Source organism: Rhizobium sp. P1_C7, from assembly GCF_056406295.1.
The window spans coordinates 142,258-158,639 of record NZ_JBFUAL010000004.1 but is presented as its reverse complement, the minus strand read 5'-3'; the positions used below and the strand labels follow the sequence as shown (position 1 = coordinate 158,639).

Here is a 16,382-nt window from a genome sequence, read left to right as displayed (position 1 = left end):
GGGGGCACAAGACCTTAACCACATTCAACCGGAGACAACGTCCCATGTCGAATACCAATAACATCGCTATTCTCGTCGCCCGCGTCCTGCTCTCCTTCATGTTCATCATGGCGGGGTTCGGCAAGCTCACGGATCCCGCAGGTACGGCCGGCATGATCGCCGGTGCTGGCCTTCCGGCCTCTTCGGCTCTGGCCTATCTCGCCGGTGCCTTCGAACTGGTGACCGGCCTTGCGGTCCTGCTTGGCTACCAGACCAAGATCATCGGCTTTTTTCTGGCCGCATTCTGCATCTTCACGGCCCTGGTCTTCCACCTGCCAGCCGTCAACGTTCCTGATTTCCCGGCTGCAGCGAACGGCTGGATCAATGCACTTAACCAGATCATGGTCATGAAGAACTTCACGCTAGCTGGCGCCTACATCTTCCTCGCCATCGTCGGCCCGGGCATCTACTCGCTCGACGCTCGCCGCGGCGCATATGTTGCTGCCTAAGCGATAAGGGCTTCTTCCCAAGGACGAAACCCGCCGTTGCCCACGGCGGGTTTTTTGTGCTCTACTCGATTGGAAAAAGTCAGAGCACGGCGCGCACAGCTTCGATCAGCCGGGCGACGGAGGGTTCGTCCGCATGCCGTTCCTTACGCGCCCTGACGAGGCTAGCCTCCGAACGCAGGATGACGCCATCGGAGAGAACCTTCAGGTGATTTGCCCGGAGCGTGGAGCCCGTCGATGTGATGTCGACGATGATGTCGGCAGAACCGGCTGCCGGCGCGCCTTCGGTAGCACCCAAGCTCTCGACGATGCGATAGAGCTGGATGCCATGCTGGCTGGAGAAGAACTGCTGCGTCAGGCGCCAGTATTTCGTGGCAATGGCCAGGCGGCGGCCATGGCGCGCGCGGAAGTCGGCGGCGACATCGCCGAGATCGGCCATCGTATCGACATCGAGCCAGATCTCGGGCACGGCGACAATGACATCGGCATGGCCGAAGCCGAGGCGGGCGCAGAACTCGACGCGCTTGTCGGCTTCAGCGAGACCTTCTCGGATCAGGTCCTCGCCGGTGACGCCGAAATCGACGGTGCCGTTTCCAATTTCGCGGGAGATCTCCGAAGCGGACAGGAATGCGACCTCGACATCATCCCAGCCCTCGATCCTACCGCGATAGGAGCGATCGTTGCCGACCGCCGTGATTGGCATCCCGGCGCGTTCGAAAATTGCTGAAGCGTCTTCCTTCATGCGGCCCTTGGAGGGGAGCGCGATGGTGATGGTCATCAGGCGACCCTCTCGGTTTCAATGCGATCCAGCCAGAGTGAAAAGCCGACGGCCGGAATGCGATCCTTGGCGCCGAGAAAGGTCATGAGCCGGTCGAACCTGCCGCCGCCCGCAAGCACCTGCTGCGATCCCTCCACACCGACCTCGAAGACAAGGCCGGTATAGTAGTCGAGCGGACGGCCGAATGCAGCGCGATAGTCGATCACTGACAGGTCGACGCCCGCGTTTGCAAGCGCAGCCACGCGACCATCGAAGCGGGAAAGCGCGTTTCCAAGTTTGAGACCCGCCGCATCCGCGAAACCCGAAAGAGCCGCAGAGGCATTGATGAGCGGTACGTTGAGCGACAGGAACGTTTCCAGCACGCCGAACGCAGCGTCGTCGAGGCGGGTTTCCGAGAGGATCAGCTTCTCCTTCAGCCGACGGGCGATTTCCTGCGGCGAGCGGCTGGCGTTGGAGGAATAGCCGGTTCGCTGCATGGTCGCATCGATGTGAGCTACCAGGGCTGCCTCGTCGTCGGCGCCGATCAGACCCGCGACGTCGTGTTCGAGACCGGTTACGAATTGGGGACTTACAAGGCTCGCCAGCAGCGTTTCCAGGTGGATCATGTTGCCGAATGCATGGATCAGCCGCTTCTGCCAGCCGAGCGGCAGGCCGAGCGCCTGGACGACGGCTTCAAAGACCGCCTGATCGCCCAGCGTCACTGACAGGCGCTTGCCGGGCAGAAGACGCGAGAGAATGCCGGTCGCATCGCCGATCGCACGCGCGTCTGCGCTCGAGATGTTGATATCGCCGAGGTCCTCGATGCCCGCCTGATAGAATTCGCTACCGCCTTCGCGGCGCTGACGGAAGACTTCGCCAAGATAAGAATAGCGCTTCGGCGTGCCGGTCGCGGTCTGGATGTGCTGCAGGCAGACGGGGATGGTGAACTCGGGGCGCAGGCAGAGGCTGGCACCCGTCTCGCTCTCGGTCATGAAGATGCGGCGGCGAAGATCTTCACCGGCGATATCGAGGAAGGGTTCGGCCGGCTGGATGACGGGGGTATCGACACGTGTCGTCTTGCGGCTGCTGAACTCCGACAGCAACTCGTCGGCAAAGTCGGGAAGGTTGATCAGGGGCATTGTGTTGCTCCCCGGTAAAGTACCATCCCCAACCCCTCCCCACAGGGGGACGGGGCTAATCCGGAGTGCGTGCCGAGCAAAATTGGATAGGTTCCGGCGCGGCTAAGCGGTGCGTTGAGCAGGGCGGTGGGACTCAAAGCCCCTCCCCCTTGTAGGGAGGGGTTGGGGAGGGATCTACTGCGCATTCGCAGCTCGCTTCCGATCTTCGGCCTGCGCGGCGAGTATTTCCTTCACCTTGGCAACCAGATCGGCTTCGGCAACCGTTTCCTGGGCCACGCGGGCTTCGCGCCAGCTGGCGTTGTCCTCTATCTCTCCGGACAGGCGCTTGCCCTCGATCAGGTCCTTGATCTGGACGACGCCTGTCGCGCGCTCGTCGCCGCCCTGGATGATGGCGACGGGGCAGCCGCGGCGGTCGGCATATTTCAGCTGGTTGCCGAACTTCTTCCAGTTTCCCTGGTACATCTCGGCCCGGATGCCGGCCTTGCGCAATTCCTGAGTGATGCGCTGGTAGCGGCCCATCGCCTCGACGTCGCCGTCCATGACGGTGACGAGAACCGGCTCGATGAGGTCGCTCTGGCCGAGCTTGCCGAGGTTCTTCAGAGCCGTCATCAGGCGCGAGACGCCGATGGAGAAGCCGGTCGCAGGAACGGGCTGGCCCATGAAGCGTGAGACGAGACCGTCGTAGCGTCCGCCGCCGCCGACGGAGCCGAAGACGACCTTTTCGCCCTTTTCGTTGGTGACGTCGAACAGCAGTTCGGCTTCGTAGACCGGGCCGGTGTAGTACTCGAGGCCGCGGACGACGGATGGGTCAATCCTGATGCGGTCTGGGCCGTAGCCGGCGCCGGTGACGAGGCTGCCGATGAAATTCAGCTCCTCGACGCCTTCGGCCCCCTTGGAGGTGCCGGCGACCAGCTCTGCGAGCCTGTCGGCGCTTTCGGCATAGTCCTTGATACCGACAAAGAAGAGAACCTTGTCGATCTGGCTCCGGTCGAGACCGGCACCCTTGGTGAAGTCGCCGGACTCGTCCTTGCGGCCAGGGCCGAGCAGGAGGGTAACGCCCTCGGGGCCGAACTTGTCGAGCTTGTCGATGGCGCGCAGCACGTTGAGGCGTTGACCAGTCTTGTCGTCGCCGCCGAGGCCGATCGCTTCCAGCACGCCGTCGAGAACCTTGCGATTGTTGACGCGGATGACGTAATCGCCGCGTTTGATGCCGAGGGCTTCGAGCGTATCGGCCATCATCATGCACATTTCGGCATCGGCCTGTACGCCCGGTGCGCCGACGCTATCGGCATCAAACTGCATGAACTGGCGGAAGCGGCCCGGGCCGGGCTTTTCGTTGCGGAAAACATAGCCGGCGCGATAGGTGCGGTAGGGAAGCTGGATCTCGTTGAAGTTTTCCGCCACGTGACGGGCGAGCGGCGCCGTCAGGTCGTATCGCAGCGACATCCACTGATCGTCGTCGTCCTGCAGCGAGAAGACCCCTTCGTTCGGGCGGTCGGCATCCGGCAGGAACTTGCCGAGCGCATCGGTGTATTCGAACAGCGGCGTCTCGACAGGATCGAAACCATAATGCTCATAGACTTCGCGGATCTTCGCGGTCATCTCGTTGACGGCGCGGATATCGGCCGCCGAGCGATCGACGAAGCCGCGGGGAAGTCTGGCCTTGAGCTTTTGTGGTTTCTTCTGCTTGTCGTTCATTTCCAACGTCTTCCGCTCACTGTGACAGTGGCGGTTTCCTAGCGGATTGGGCCCGGTGCGGCAAGGGCGAAGGCCCTTGATCCGGAACACAGAATCGATTGATCGAAGGATTGGGATCGAATGGCGGGAGCTACATCATGATTCCCGAAGCGCTTGTCTATGCCGCGACCGTGCCGGTGACGCAGAAGGCGCACAGGAAGTTCATTGGGTACTCGGTCAATCTATGGTCGCGCGCCGGCCGCTGCAGCCGTCAGTGGGGCGAGCACGAGGAGAACAGCCGCAGCGCGATTCTGCAGGCGATGGGAGGCCTCCGACAGAGCCGGACGGCCGTCGTTCTCGGCTCCGGCCTGCTTCGCGACGTGCCGATCAAGGAACTCGCGCAAGCCTTCGATACGATCGTGCTTGTCGACCTCGTGCATCTCGCCTCGGTGCGGCTATGGATCAGGCTAAAGGGCTATCGCAACATGCGGCTGATCGAGCGCGATCTTTCCGGCTATGACGAACTGGCTGCCGGCAGCGTGCCCGAGCCGCTCGGCTTTCTGCGCAGCGTTCCCTATCTCGATTTCGTCGTCTCCGCCAACCTCCTGTCGCAGATCGGCCGTGGCGTGATGCGACGATACGAAGCCGAGCAGCCGGGCCGCATGCCCGACGACACCGGCGCGCGACTGATCGGCGCTCATCTTGCCGATTTGGCCGCCCTGCCCTGCCGAACCTGCCTTCTCACCGACACCTCCTACGCCGTCATCGACCGGACGGGCAAAGTCCACGACGACGCGGACCTGCTGCACGGGATCTCGCCGCCGACGGCGAAAACCTGCTGGTCATGGCCGGTCGCGCCCATCGGCGAGGAGAGCGCCGACTACCAGATCGTTCACCGGGTGATTGCCGCCTATTGAATTGCAGGATATCGTGGTGCAATCAAAGATTTATTGTATCACGTTTATTTTGCGATCTTCTACCTATGGAAATAGTTGGGTGGGCCGAAACGCACAACGAAGCGGCAGATTTCGTTGCGCAAGGCGGCGAAACTCTGAACCGGGACCGGGACTTGGCTTCTCGATCAGGCATCCGTATCCTGAGCGCATGCGCTTTGCAGCAACACTGATGATAGTCCTGGCTTGGCTCGCCTACGGCACGATGTCGGCATTGGCCGGATGCGCCATGTGCGCATCAGAGATCGCCGCGGTCGATACCGACGCGGCCGCGCACCAGCATATGCCCGGCATGGACATTGGCGCGCGAACCAAACCCTCCCCCGCAAAAGATCCCTGCTCGACAGGCGGCACGGTGCACATGCCCTTCTGCTCCGCCTGCGTGGTCGCGTCAGCGACAGTTGTCGGCACGGCTGATGGCCGGACGTTCGCTTCCGACCATCCCTTGCCAGCGCTTGATCGAGACTTCCCCGGAACGAGCCCGCAGCCTCCGGCACCGCCTCCCCGGCTCGCCTGACATTTCAGTTCCATACCCCGCCAATTCCACTTGTCAGACAGAGGAAGAAAATCCATGTCTCTGAAAATCCTCGCTATTTCCGCAACCATGACCCTCTCTGCCGTGCCCGCCTTCGCGGAGGACATGCAGATGGACATGAGCAAGCCGATGGGCAACCACAGTGCGTCCAGCCATGCCTTCACCGAGGCAAACAACAAGATGCACACAGACATGATGATCGAATACAGCGGCGACCCGGATGTCGATTTCGTGCGCGGCATGATCCCTCACCACCAGGGGGCCATCGACATGGCCAGGATCGAGCTCCAATACGGCAAAAAGCTGGAGATCCGCAAGCTGGCGGAGGGCGTGATCAAGGCGCAGGAGGCGGAAATCGCCGAAATGCAGGCCTGGCTGAAAGCTCAGGGCAAGTAAAAACATGCTGGGCATGCCGGCGTATCACGCCGGCATGCCCACTCATTCAGGCCTTCGGCTCGAATGGAGCCGGGCGCCGACCGGCACCCTGACGGGTGAGCATCCAGCCGGGGTATTCCGGCGCCAGAGCGCTCACCTCGTCGAGCTTCGCCAGATCATCCTCATCCAGCTTCAGTTTCACAGCGGCCAGGTTCTGGTCCAGCTGCTCGACCCTCTTGGCGCCGATGATGACGGTGGTGACGAACGGCTTGGCGAGAATGTAGCCGAGTGCCACTGTCGCCACGCCAACCCCGTGCCTGGCCGCAACCTCGCGCATAGCGGCAACGCAGGCCCAGGCGCGATCCGTGTCGACCGGCGGAAAATCGAACGCGGCGCGGCGGCCTTCGCCGTTGCCGGGCGCACCCGGCCCGTATTTGCCGGAGAGAAGACCGCCGGCCAGCGGCGACCAGACCATCAACCCTAGCTTTTCCTCCTGCATCATTGGCACGATGTCGCGTTCGAGATCACGGCCGGCGATCGAGTAGTAGGCCTGGACGGTTTCGAAGCGGGCAAAGCCGCGGCGTTCGGAGATGCCCAGGGCTTTGGCGATGCGCCATGCCTGCCAGTTGGACACGCCGACGTAGCGGACAAGGCCCCGAGACACGAGATCGTCCAGGGCTCGCAGGGTCTCCTCGATCGGCGTCACGGTATCGGTGGCGTGGATCTGGTAGAGGTCGATGTGATCGGTCTGCAGGCGCTTCAGGCTCGCTTCGACGGAATCCATGATGTGGCCTCGGGAGGCGCCGCGGTCATTCGGCTTGTCCCCCATAGCGCCATAGAATTTGGTGGCGATGACGACATCCTTGCGTGGAACATCGAGGGTCTTAAGCGCCTGGCCGAGCAGCTTTTCGGCCTCTCCGGAGGAATAGACGTCTGCGGTATCGATGAAATTCACGCCGGCGGCCAGCGACCGCTCGACGATCCGGTCGGCGGCCTTCTGATCGACGTCGGCTATGGCACCCCAGAGGCTGCCTTCGAAGGCGGCGCCGAAGGTCATGGTGCCAAGGCAGATTTCAGAGACAAACAGTCCCGTATTTCCAAGCTGATTGTAACGCATGGTCGGACGTCTCCTTATGACGGCCGCGAGCAGAAGCTGGCGGATGGAGGATTTTATTTTTGGTTATTGGCCTGCGCATGACAGGCGCAGCCGGGTGGCTGCATGGATGAGGCAAGCTGGATCTAACGCAGCACGACAACTTTTCAACGGACATCGGCGCGCAATTGGCATGCACGATCCACTTGTTTCGCGGTGGCCATCGAATAGATTCACGTCAAATTCCCCGGAGAGGACCGATGACCACCCGCACACTGACAACAATCGGGTTCGACGCTGACGATACGCTCTGGCAGAACGAACAGTACTACCGGCTGACCGAGGCGCACTTCACAGAGTTGCTGTCCGATTTCGCCGAGGGACCCAAGATTTCGGAACGCCTGCTCGAAGCCGAGAAGCGCAATCTGCGGCACTATGGCTTCGGCATCAAGGGCTTTACGCTGTCGATGATCGAGACGGCGATCGAGGTGACCGAAGGCAAGGTGCCGGCCGGCGTGATCGCCCGTATTCTCGATACCGGCCGCGATCTCCTGTCGCACCCGGTCGACACGCTGCCGCATGTTCAGGAGACGCTGGAGGCGCTGTCGGAGAACTACCTGCTCGTCATGATCACCAAGGGCGATCTTTTCGATCAGGAGAGGAAGCTGGCGCAATCCGGGCTGGGCGATTTCTTCCACGCCGTCGAGATCGTGTCCGACAAGACGGCCGTTACCTACCGGCGCATCTTCTCCAAGATCGGCGGCGGACCTGATCGGGCGATGATGGTCGGCAATTCGCTGAAGTCCGATATCGTCCCAGCCATCGCTGCCGGGAGTTACGGCGTCTTCGTGCCGCACGAACTGACCTGGGTGCTGGAGCATGTCGAAGAACCGACGGAGGCGCCTCGGTTTCGAAAGATCGAGCACCTTGGCGAACTGCTCAGCGTAATCGACAGCCTCGTCTAGCGTCTAAGGCCGCGGCGGGAAGAGCGGCGACGGCTTGCTTTCATCGGCCGGCGCCGGCGGGGCGGGCGGCGCCACTGCCCGAGGCTCCACGAGGATGCTGTAGGGCGCACCCAGACCACGACGCGGCGACGCCTTCGAATAGTACGGGCGAAGCAGCCAGGTGGTGCTGTTCTTGACCGTTATGCTGTAGATCTCCCCATCTTCGTCGGTGCCGAAGATCGCCTCGTCGTCGGGGGTCGCAAGATCGAAGATGGCGAGAAAAGCAAACTTGCTTCTTGTCGAGAAGCTTATTTTCACATGCTGGCCGGCCTTGACAGGCAGCGTATAGACGCGGCCCTTGCCAAATTTCGTCCAGCCCTTCAGCTCCATCGTCGCTGCCGGAAACTGCAGTTTCTCCAACTGCTCGCCAGGCTGCAGATCGGGGGTCTGGGCGAATGCCGCGCCGGCCATCAGCGCCAGGGCCGCGACCACCGCCATCGTTTTTCTCATGGACGTACCAATGCGTCGCGCATCGCCTCTACCTGTGAGCGACAGAAGCAGCCTTCGAAATGATCATTGACGAGACCCATTGCCTGCATGAAGGCATAAACTGTAGTCGGACCGACAAAGGTCCAGCCGCGCTTCTTCAGATTCTTGGAAATGAGTACCGATGTTGGCGTGGTGGGGTTGGCCATGATGGCGGCGCGGTCGACGACAGAGGGTCGTTCGTTGTGGCCGGGCTCGAAGCTCCAGAAATAGCGCGCAAGCGAACCGAATTCCTGCCTTAGCTCGATCGCGCGCCTGGCATTGTTGACGGTCGAGACGATCTTGCCACGGTGCCGCACGATGCCGGAATCGGCGAGGCAGCGCTCGACATCGGCGTCGTCGAACAGGGCGACCTTCTCGAAATCGAATCCGGCGAAGGCAGCGCGGAAGCTCTCGCGCTTTCGCAGGATCGTCAGCCATGAGAGTCCCGCCTGGAATCCCTCCAGGCAGATCTTCTCGAACAGGCGGACGTCGTCCGTGACGGGGCGTCCCCACTCCTCGTCGTGATAGCGCATGTAGTCCGGCAGATTGGCGTGCCAATGACAACGATGCTTGCCGTCGTCGCCGATGATGATGCCTGTTTCGCTCATGGGTTCGCTTCGTTTCTCAGCTGCGAATCCGGCTTTACCACTTAGAAACCATGTTTCCAAACCGAACGATAACCCTGACAAAAAGTTTATCCGGCGCGTTGGCCTTTAGTGAATTCGAATTTACCATTCGCTGGCGGGCGCGGTGGCAGCATGAATGCAGGCGGTGTGTGCCGCCAGCGCATTTTCGGCCATTTGTAGAGAGTCCGTCCGATGATAAAATCCGTAATGCTCGCCGCAGCCCTGCTCGGCGCCTTCTCCACGGCCGCTCTTGGCGACGACCGTTATGCGACACGTCCGCCTGTCGTGCTAAGCCCAGACCTCGCTGCCCCCTGGATCATGCAGCTCGGAGGCGGCAAGGTGCGCCCCGTCGTCTACCAACGACCCGTTCAGCAGCGCGGCCTTTTCGGACTGCGCGCCATTCGTCGCGCTCCTCCCGCGCTCACTCAACGTGTCTCGGCGATCAATCCCGGCGTTCCGGTGATCCGTCAGCGGATCGAGCCGCAGTTCCTACCGCAGATTGTCGGTTACGAGACCAAGGAACGTCCGGGGACGATCGTCATCGATACGAACAACCGCTTCCTCTACCTCGTGATGGACGGCGGCAGGGCGCGGCGCTATGGCGTCGGCGTCGGTAAGCCCGGCTTCGAATGGGCAGGTGCGCACAAGATCACCCGCAAGACGGAATGGCCCGACTGGACGCCACCTTCGGAAATGGTCAGCCGCGAAGCTGCAAAGGGGCACTATCTTCCGGCGCGGATGGACGGCGGCCCTGAAAACCCGCTTGGCGCCCGCGCCATGTATCTCGGCTCGACGCTCTACCGCATCCACGGCACCAACGCGCCATGGACGATCGGCAGTGCCGTCTCGTCCGGTTGCATCAGGCTGCGCAACGAAGACGTCGTTGACCTTTACGAGCGCGTCAAAGTCGGAACCCGCGTCATCGTCATGTAGTCAGTGCGGCAATACTGCCGCGGGAGCAAGAATAGATGCCTCCTGTCGCCGAAACAGCTTCAATCGGCGCCCACGAGCTTGAATCGGATCGAAGTTCGTTTAGCTTCGCTCGGATTTTGCTTTGAGGGAATCAGACATGACGAAATTCGCGACGGCTCTTACAGCCGCCGGGCTAATGCTCGCCTTGCTTTCTACTGCCGCTATGGCCCAGCCGAACACACAAGCCCAGCAGGGCTCTCCGGTAGTTCGCGTGGCCCAGATGCCAAAAACCGTGAAGCCGCAATTCAAGCGCCAGAGCGTCCGACTGGTAACAACCGAAGCGCCGGGCACGATCATCATCGACACGGACCATAAGTACCTCTACCTCGTCGAAGACAAGAACCGCGCGACCCGCTACGGCATCGGTGTCGGCCGCGAAGGATTCGGCTGGTCCGGCGTCGTGAAGATCGGCCGCAAGGCCGAATGGCCGAGCTGGACACCGCCGTCCGAAATGCGCGTCCGCGAAGCCACAAAGGGCCATATCATTCCCGCGTTTCAGGAAGGCGGCGAAGACAATCCGCTCGGCGCACGCGCCATGTATCTATACCAGGGCGGCAAGGATACGATCTTCCGCATCCATGGCACCAACCAGCCTTGGACGATCGGGCTCAACATGTCTTCAGGCTGCATCCGCATGATGAACCAGGATGTGACGCACCTCTACGATCGTGCGCCTGTCGGTACGAAGGTCATCGTCATCGGCCCCGGCAACAAGCAGGGCGAGGTCAGCTTCGACGACCGCGGCATCGACATTCTGCGTACGATATTCGGCGGCTGAGGCCCCGACAACCGATAAAACAGTGGCGGCTGATACGTGTCGGCCGCCTACTTTGAGCCGCAGCTGACCTTGCCGCCGGCGGCAATGGGCTTTGCACCCCCTTCCACCACCAATTCGTAGGTCCCCGAGAATGCGGCTGCTGACTTTCCAGGCTGCTCTGCGACGATCACGAGGTTCAGGGCCTGGCCATCCGCTTCGTCACCGCCATTGTGGTAGAGCTCGAGCCGCAGTTCACCGCCATGCGACCAATGGTGCGTCAGATTGGATGAACTGAACACGATCTTCCTGAAAGCCGGCGCGACGTCGGCGCTCTTCACCTGGATTGCGCCGCGGAAATGATTGAGCTTATGCCCCGCATCCGCCTCGAAGCCGCTTTCGATCGTAAAGCGCACATCCTTGTCGTCTGCAGAACAGAAGAACCGGCTGTCGGCATGAGCGAGCTCGGCCGCTCCGCATAAAGCCGTTAGCGCGAGGATTGTGCGACGCATTGCTGAGCTCCTGAGTCCGCCGGACATCCGGCGGCGCTAACCTAGCGGCAGATCTCTTAATTTTTCCGGTATGTTGCCACCGTAGGCCCAGTTGAGCAGCTGGACCGTGTGCACGATCGGAATTGGCGTTCCGGATGCGATCTGCGTGATGCAGCCGATATTGCCGGTCGCGATGACATCGGGCTTCGTTGCCTCGATGTTCTTGACCTTGCGGGCCTTGAGCGCCTCGGAGATATCGGGCTGCATGATGTTGTATGTGCCCGCGGAACCACAGCAAAGATGGCCTTCGGCCGGATCGCGGACGGTAAACCCTGCGGTCTTGAGGAGCAACTTCGGCGTCGTCGTGATCTTCTGGCCGTGCTGCATCGAGCAGGCCGAGTGATAGGCAACCGTGAGCCCTTTCGGTGTGTGCACCGGCAGATCGAGTGTGGCGAGGTACTCGGTGATGTCCTTGGCCATCGACGATACGCGAGCTGCCTTTTCTGCGTAGACGGGATCCAAGCGAAGCATATGGCCATAGTCCTTGATGGTCGTGCCGCAACCCGACGCCGTGATGATGATCGCGTCGAGGCCGCCTGTTTCGATCTCGCGCGTCCAAGCGTCGACATTGGCGCGCGCGCTGGCCAGTGCCTGCTTTTCCCGTCCCATATGATGGACAAGCGCGCCGCAGCAAACCTCGCCTTCGGGGAGGACAACCTCCACGCCGAGACGGGTGAGCAGCCTGATCGTTGCCTCGTTGATTCCAGGATCGAGCACCGGCTGCGCGCAACCGGTGAGAATTGCGACGCGCCCGCGCTTTTCGGCGCCCGCCTGATGGATTCCCGGCGCAGAATAGGGCGAGGAGGCCGGTACGCTGCGCGGCACCAACGCCAGCATCGCAGCGAACGGCTTGAGCGCTGGACTGCGTCGCAGGAAACCCGCAAACGGCCTGCCGAGGTGCGCCAGCCTGAGCGCCAACCGGAAACGGCCCGGATAGGGCAGAACTGCGGCGAGAATGCCGCGCGTCAGGCGATTCGTGAGCGGACGCTTGTAGGTCTTCTCGATATGGACACGGGCATGATCGACGAGATGCATATAGTCGACGCCAGAGGGACAGGTAGTCGTGCAGGCAAGACAGGACAGGCAGCGGTCGATGTGCGTGACGACTTTGGCGTCCGCCGCGCGACCGTTTTCCAGCATGTCCTTGATGAGATAGATCCGCCCGCGCGGGCTATCGAGCTCGTTGCCGAGCGTCACATAAGTGGGACAGGTTGCAGTGCAAAAGCCGCAATGCACGCATCTGCGCAAAATCTGCTCGGACTCCGCCACACCGGGATCGGCAAGCTGGGCCAGGGTAAAGTTGGTTTGCATCGCCTAGGTCCCTGTCATCTTGCCTGGATTGAAGATGCCGGCGGGGTCGAGCCTTGCTTTCACCCGCGCAGACAGCAACTCCACTGCCGCCGGCTGCGGCTGGAAGGCCCTGGTTGCCGCCCGGACCTGCTCCGGCGCGCGGAGCAGTGTCGCATGCCCGCCGCCAAGAGCCGTGAGGAACCGACGCAGCAGATCGCCTTCGGCATCCGCCTCCATCCGCATCCAGACGAGACCACCCTGCCAGTCGTAGAAAGCGTCCACGCCTGTCTCGAGGCGGAGTGCCGCGACAAGCTGATGGCCGACGCTCGGGGCAACCGAGACGCGCCAGACCGGGCGGGGCGTGCCGTCGGCATAAGGCATGACATCGCGCACCTCCCGCCAGAGTTGGGCGCTGTCATTGCGATCCAAGTGTGAAACACGGCCAAACGCGGCCATTGCGGCAACAAGCTTCGCCGCCCGCGCTTCCACCGGACCGGGCAGGCCCTCGACCCTGAGGACGGTAGCCTCGCTGGGCGGCAACGTTCCCTCGAGAAACTTCCATGTGACCGTCATCGGCAGATGGGCCGCGCCTGACACCTCCACCGGCAGCGCCATCGCCGTCGCCATGGCGTTTGCCGCCTCTGCGTCGTTGAGCCCTTCGACTATGATCGTCGCTTCCGCCTTCGGCCTCGGCGGCACCCTGAAGGTGACCTCGGTTAAGAAGCCTAGCGTACCGTATGAGCCTGCCATCAGCTTGACGAGATCGAGGCCAGTGACGTTCTTCATGACGCGGCCGCCGGATTTGATCACCTCACCCTTGCCGTTGACAAAGCGCACACCGAGCAGGCTGTCGCGCGCAGCACCCGCGACGACGCGGCGCGATCCGGAAACATTGGCGGCGAAGACGCCGCCAATCGTCGGTTCGCCCGCCGTGCCCATGACCGGCCGGTGGTCCACCGGTTCGAACGCAATCATCTGGCCGTTTTCCGCCAGAGCCGCCTCAATCTCGGAAAGCGGAGTGCCGGCGCGCGCCGTCAGGACCATTTCTCCGGGATTGTAGGCGACGATGCCCGTGAGGTTGGTCGACCGAAGGCGGTTGACGGCGCTGACGGCATTGCCGAAGCCGGAGCGCGTGTTGCCGCCGCAGATCGCAAGTGTCTTCCTCGCCTGCGCATGAGAGCGAACGATATCAGCTGCGTCCTCTTCCGTGGTCGGGAACATATCGATCATGCGGCGGAGCGTCCGTCGAGCGGGAAAACCTTGGATGGGTTGAGAATCCACTCCGGATCGAAGGCAGCCCGTACGGCCATCTGCTGCGAGAGGTCTGCCTCGGAATATTGGTGGCGCATCAGGTCGCGCTTCTCGATCCCGACGCCGTGCTCGCCGGTCAGACAGCCGCCCGCATCGACGCAGAGCCTCAAAACGTCCATTCCCGCAGCTTCCGCCCGCGCAGCGTCCTCCGGGTCGTTCGCATTGAAGAGGATCAAAGGATGCATGTTGCCGTCGCCGGCATGAAACACGTTGGCGACACGCAGGCCATAGTGCGCCACTATTTCAGCGGTCTTCTTCAAGACATAGGACAGTTGGCTGAGCGGCACGGTTCCGTCCATGCAGATGTAATCGGCGACGCGTCCGGTGGCGCCAAAGGCGGATTTTCGGCCCTTCCAGATCAACGCCGCCTCGGTTGCCGACTGACATTCGCGCACGGTCTTCACACTATGCCTGCGGGCGATCTCGACGATGCTTTTCAGTATGTCGTCCATCTCCGTCTCAGAACCTTCGACTTCGATGATCAGCAACGCGCCGACGTCAAGCGGATAGCCGGCCTTGGCGAAGGCTTCGCAGATTTCGATGGCCGGCTTGTCCATGAATTCGATGGCGACGGGGATGATCCCTGATGCAATGACATCGGCAACGCAGGAACCCGCCTCCTCCGACGTTTCGAAGCCGAAGAGGACCGGGCGCGCGCCTTCCGGCTTGGCGATCAGTCGAACGGTCGCTTCGGTGACGATGCCCAGCTGACCCTCGTGGCCGCAGACGAGGCCGAGAAGATCGTAGCCCGCCGCATCGAGCCCCTTGCCGCCGAGGTCGATCACCGTGCCGTCGGTCAGCACCATCTTCACACCGAGCAGATTGTTGGTGGTGACCCCGTATTTCAGACAGTGCGCGCCACCGGAATTCATGCCGATGTTGCCACCGATCGTGCAAGCGAGCTGCGAGCTCGGATCGGGTGCGTAGAAGAAACCGTCCGCCGATACGGCTTCCGAGATATTTAGATTCGTAACACCCGCCTCAACCACTGCAGCACGGTTGGCAAGATCGATGTCGAGAATGCGGTTCATTTTCGAAACGCAGACCACGACGGCATCCTCTTGCGGGATCGCACCGCCCGACAGCGAGGTTCCGGCACCGCGCGGAACGACAGGGATCCCGTAGCGGTGGCAGTATTTCATCACCGCGGCGACCTCGGCCGTGCTGCGCGGCAGAGCCACGGCCAGTGGCACGCGACGATAGGAAACGAACGCGTCCGTCTCGAAAGGCACCAGTTCGCGCGCTTCGTGCACCAGACATTCCGGCGGCAGCAGATCGACGAGATCCGCCACGATCTGCCGGCGGTGGGCGATCACATCGGCACGTGGGGCGAGAAACGAAATGGTACCGGACATGGCTCTCTCCCTTCGCCGGCGGTGACGAAAACCGGAGGCGATCCTCCTTGCCGCCGATGGCATGGGCTTAGCACTTTCCCTCATGTGGCGCAAATGCTAAGCACTTATGATAAAACAAGAATATATCAGGTTCGCATGACCAATCTGGGTGATCTCGAAATCTTTGCAAAGGTCGCCGCAACCGGCAGCATGTCGCTGGCCGGCCGCGCACTCGGCTTCTCGCCAGCCGTCGTTTCCAAGCGCATCAAACGGCTCGAAGACAGACTTGGGACCCGGCTCTTGCAGCGCACGACACGGCAGATATCGTTAACCGAGGCTGGCCAAGGCTTCTACGACCGCGTGCTCGGTATTCTCGCCGGGCTGGAGGAAGCAGAATTCTATATTTCCGGCCGCTCTTCGCAAATGCATGGGACGCTGAAAGTCTCGGCGCCGACATCGTTCGGCCGTATGCATATCGCCCCGCATCTGAAGGCCTTCATGGATGCGCATCCGGACCTCGCCATCAATCTGGTTCTGAGCGACGAATTCAGCGACATCGTCGGAGGCGGGTTCGATCTTGCGATCAGGATCGCCGAACTGACCGATTCCAGCCTGGTCGCGCGCCGCCTAGCACCGGTGCGGCGCGTGCTGTGCGCCTCGCCGGTTTATCTTGCAACCCGTGCAGCACCGAACACCATCGACGACCTGAAGCATCATCGTTGCCTGCCAGCACACAACAACGACATCTGGCGCCTGGAAGGTCCGGACGGCGCCCTGTCGGTCCGCCCTGAGGGCATGCTGATCACAAATTCGAGCGAGGTCATCCGCGAGGCTGTGATCGCCGGGCTCGGCATCGCGCTGCGTTCCACCTGGGATATCGGCGCGGAGCTGAAGACCGGCCAGCTCCTGCAGGTGCTTCCTGCGTACGAGGGTTCGCGCAGCGTAACGCTTTCCGCGGTCTATCCGAGCCGGCAGTTCCTGCCGGCAAAGGTACGGCTGTTCATCGACTATCTCGCCGAGCTCTACGGTCCGGTTCCCTACTGGGAGCGGTGAGAGTT

Annotated in this window: 18 protein-coding genes; 8 read left to right on the top strand and 10 right to left on the bottom strand. The window is 62.0% G+C overall.

All coding sequences use genetic code 11. The features are described from left to right. Positions 1–44: 44 nt before the first annotated feature. Positions 45–488, top strand: a complete 444-nt coding sequence (locus tag AC1D2R_RS07610; protein ID WP_477966361.1) for a DoxX family protein — start codon at positions 45–47, stop codon at positions 486–488. A 79-nt stretch (positions 489–567) separates the two neighbouring features. Here the strand turns inward: AC1D2R_RS07610 and hisG are convergent, their stop codons facing one another. The 3 genes from hisG to hisS all read right to left on the bottom strand — a co-directional run bounded on the left by hisG (position 568) and on the right by hisS (position 4,079). Then, positions 568–1,263: an ATP phosphoribosyltransferase gene (gene hisG, locus AC1D2R_RS07605; protein WP_477966359.1), complete on the bottom strand. Its 696-nt coding sequence runs from the start codon at positions 1,261–1,263 to the stop codon at positions 568–570. Continuing rightward, positions 1,263–2,381 carry an ATP phosphoribosyltransferase regulatory subunit gene (locus AC1D2R_RS07600; protein WP_477966357.1) on the bottom strand — a complete coding sequence of 373 codons (1,119 nt, stop codon included), beginning with the start codon at positions 2,379–2,381 and terminating at the stop codon, positions 1,263–1,265. The genes hisG and AC1D2R_RS07600 overlap by 1 nt, the downstream gene beginning before the upstream one ends. Positions 2,382–2,555: 174 nt before the next feature. After that, on the bottom strand, positions 2,556–4,079 hold the full coding sequence (gene hisS / locus AC1D2R_RS07595; protein ID WP_477966355.1) for a histidine--tRNA ligase: 1,524 nt from the start codon (positions 4,077–4,079) through the stop codon (positions 2,556–2,558). 137 nt (positions 4,080–4,216) lie between these two features. On the opposite strand from hisS, the gene AC1D2R_RS07590 reads away from it, so the two are divergent. The 3 genes from AC1D2R_RS07590 to copM all read left to right on the top strand — a co-directional run bounded on the left by AC1D2R_RS07590 (position 4,217) and on the right by copM (position 5,942). Further along, complete coding sequence (locus tag AC1D2R_RS07590) at positions 4,217–4,975, top strand: hypothetical protein (protein ID WP_477966353.1); 759 nt, start codon at positions 4,217–4,219, stop codon at positions 4,973–4,975. A gap of 208 nt (positions 4,976–5,183) precedes the next feature. Beyond that, positions 5,184–5,528: a hypothetical protein gene (locus AC1D2R_RS07585; protein ID WP_477966351.1), complete on the top strand. Its 345-nt coding sequence runs from the start codon at positions 5,184–5,186 to the stop codon at positions 5,526–5,528. Positions 5,529–5,582: 54 nt separating this feature from the next. Then, positions 5,583–5,942: a CopM family metallochaperone gene (gene copM, locus AC1D2R_RS07580; protein WP_477966349.1), complete on the top strand. Its 360-nt coding sequence runs from the start codon at positions 5,583–5,585 to the stop codon at positions 5,940–5,942. A 46-nt stretch (positions 5,943–5,988) separates the two neighbouring features. On the opposite strand, the gene AC1D2R_RS07575 is transcribed toward copM, so the two are convergent. Then, complete coding sequence (locus AC1D2R_RS07575; RefSeq protein ID WP_477966347.1) at positions 5,989–7,038, bottom strand: aldo/keto reductase; 1,050 nt, start codon at positions 7,036–7,038, stop codon at positions 5,989–5,991. 236 nt (positions 7,039–7,274) lie between these two features. On the opposite strand from AC1D2R_RS07575, the gene AC1D2R_RS07570 reads away from it, so the two are divergent. After that, a complete protein-coding gene (locus AC1D2R_RS07570; protein ID WP_477966345.1) occupies positions 7,275–7,979 on the top strand; it encodes an HAD family hydrolase in 705 nt (234 codons plus the stop codon). 3 nt (positions 7,980–7,982) lie between these two features. Here the strand turns inward: AC1D2R_RS07570 and AC1D2R_RS07565 are convergent, their stop codons facing one another. Next, positions 7,983–8,468, bottom strand: a complete 486-nt coding sequence (locus AC1D2R_RS07565) for a hypothetical protein (RefSeq protein WP_477966343.1) — start codon at positions 8,466–8,468, stop codon at positions 7,983–7,985. Then, positions 8,465–9,094 (bottom strand): DNA-3-methyladenine glycosylase I, encoded by a 630-nt coding sequence (locus AC1D2R_RS07560; RefSeq protein WP_477966341.1) that lies wholly within the window; start codon positions 9,092–9,094, stop codon positions 8,465–8,467. Before AC1D2R_RS07560 ends, AC1D2R_RS07565 begins: the two co-directional genes overlap by 4 nt. A gap of 210 nt (positions 9,095–9,304) precedes the next feature. Here AC1D2R_RS07560 and AC1D2R_RS07555 point away from each other — a divergent pair, with 210 nt between their 5' ends. Together AC1D2R_RS07555 and AC1D2R_RS07550 are read left to right on the top strand one after the other, a co-directional pair. Further along, the gene (locus AC1D2R_RS07555) at positions 9,305–10,045 is read left to right on the top strand and encodes a L,D-transpeptidase (RefSeq protein WP_477966339.1); all 741 of its coding nucleotides are present in this window, start codon (positions 9,305–9,307) and stop codon (positions 10,043–10,045) included. 136 nt (positions 10,046–10,181) lie between these two features. Continuing rightward, a complete protein-coding gene (locus AC1D2R_RS07550; protein ID WP_477966337.1) occupies positions 10,182–10,862 on the top strand; it encodes a L,D-transpeptidase in 681 nt (226 codons plus the stop codon). A gap of 47 nt (positions 10,863–10,909) precedes the next feature. On the opposite strand, the gene AC1D2R_RS07545 is transcribed toward AC1D2R_RS07550, so the two are convergent. The 4 genes from AC1D2R_RS07545 to AC1D2R_RS07530 are packed head-to-tail and all read right to left on the bottom strand — an operon-like array spanning position 10,910 to position 15,345. After that, complete coding sequence (locus AC1D2R_RS07545) at positions 10,910–11,350, bottom strand: hypothetical protein (RefSeq protein ID WP_477966335.1); 441 nt, start codon at positions 11,348–11,350, stop codon at positions 10,910–10,912. Positions 11,351–11,386: 36 nt separating this feature from the next. Beyond that, positions 11,387–12,700 (bottom strand): glycolate oxidase subunit GlcF, encoded by a 1,314-nt coding sequence (gene glcF / locus AC1D2R_RS07540; protein ID WP_477966333.1) that lies wholly within the window; start codon positions 12,698–12,700, stop codon positions 11,387–11,389. 3 nt (positions 12,701–12,703) lie between these two features. Further along, positions 12,704–13,909: an FAD-binding protein gene (locus AC1D2R_RS07535; RefSeq protein WP_477966331.1), complete on the bottom strand. Its 1,206-nt coding sequence runs from the start codon at positions 13,907–13,909 to the stop codon at positions 12,704–12,706. Further along, positions 13,906–15,345 carry an FAD-linked oxidase C-terminal domain-containing protein gene (locus AC1D2R_RS07530; RefSeq protein WP_477966329.1) on the bottom strand — a complete coding sequence of 480 codons (1,440 nt, stop codon included), beginning with the start codon at positions 15,343–15,345 and terminating at the stop codon, positions 13,906–13,908. The genes AC1D2R_RS07535 and AC1D2R_RS07530 overlap by 4 nt, the downstream gene beginning before the upstream one ends. Before the next feature lie 135 nt (positions 15,346–15,480). On the opposite strand from AC1D2R_RS07530, the gene AC1D2R_RS07525 reads away from it, so the two are divergent. Then, a complete protein-coding gene (locus AC1D2R_RS07525) occupies positions 15,481–16,377 on the top strand; it encodes a LysR family transcriptional regulator (protein WP_477966327.1) in 897 nt (298 codons plus the stop codon). Positions 16,378–16,382 lie beyond the last annotated feature (5 nt).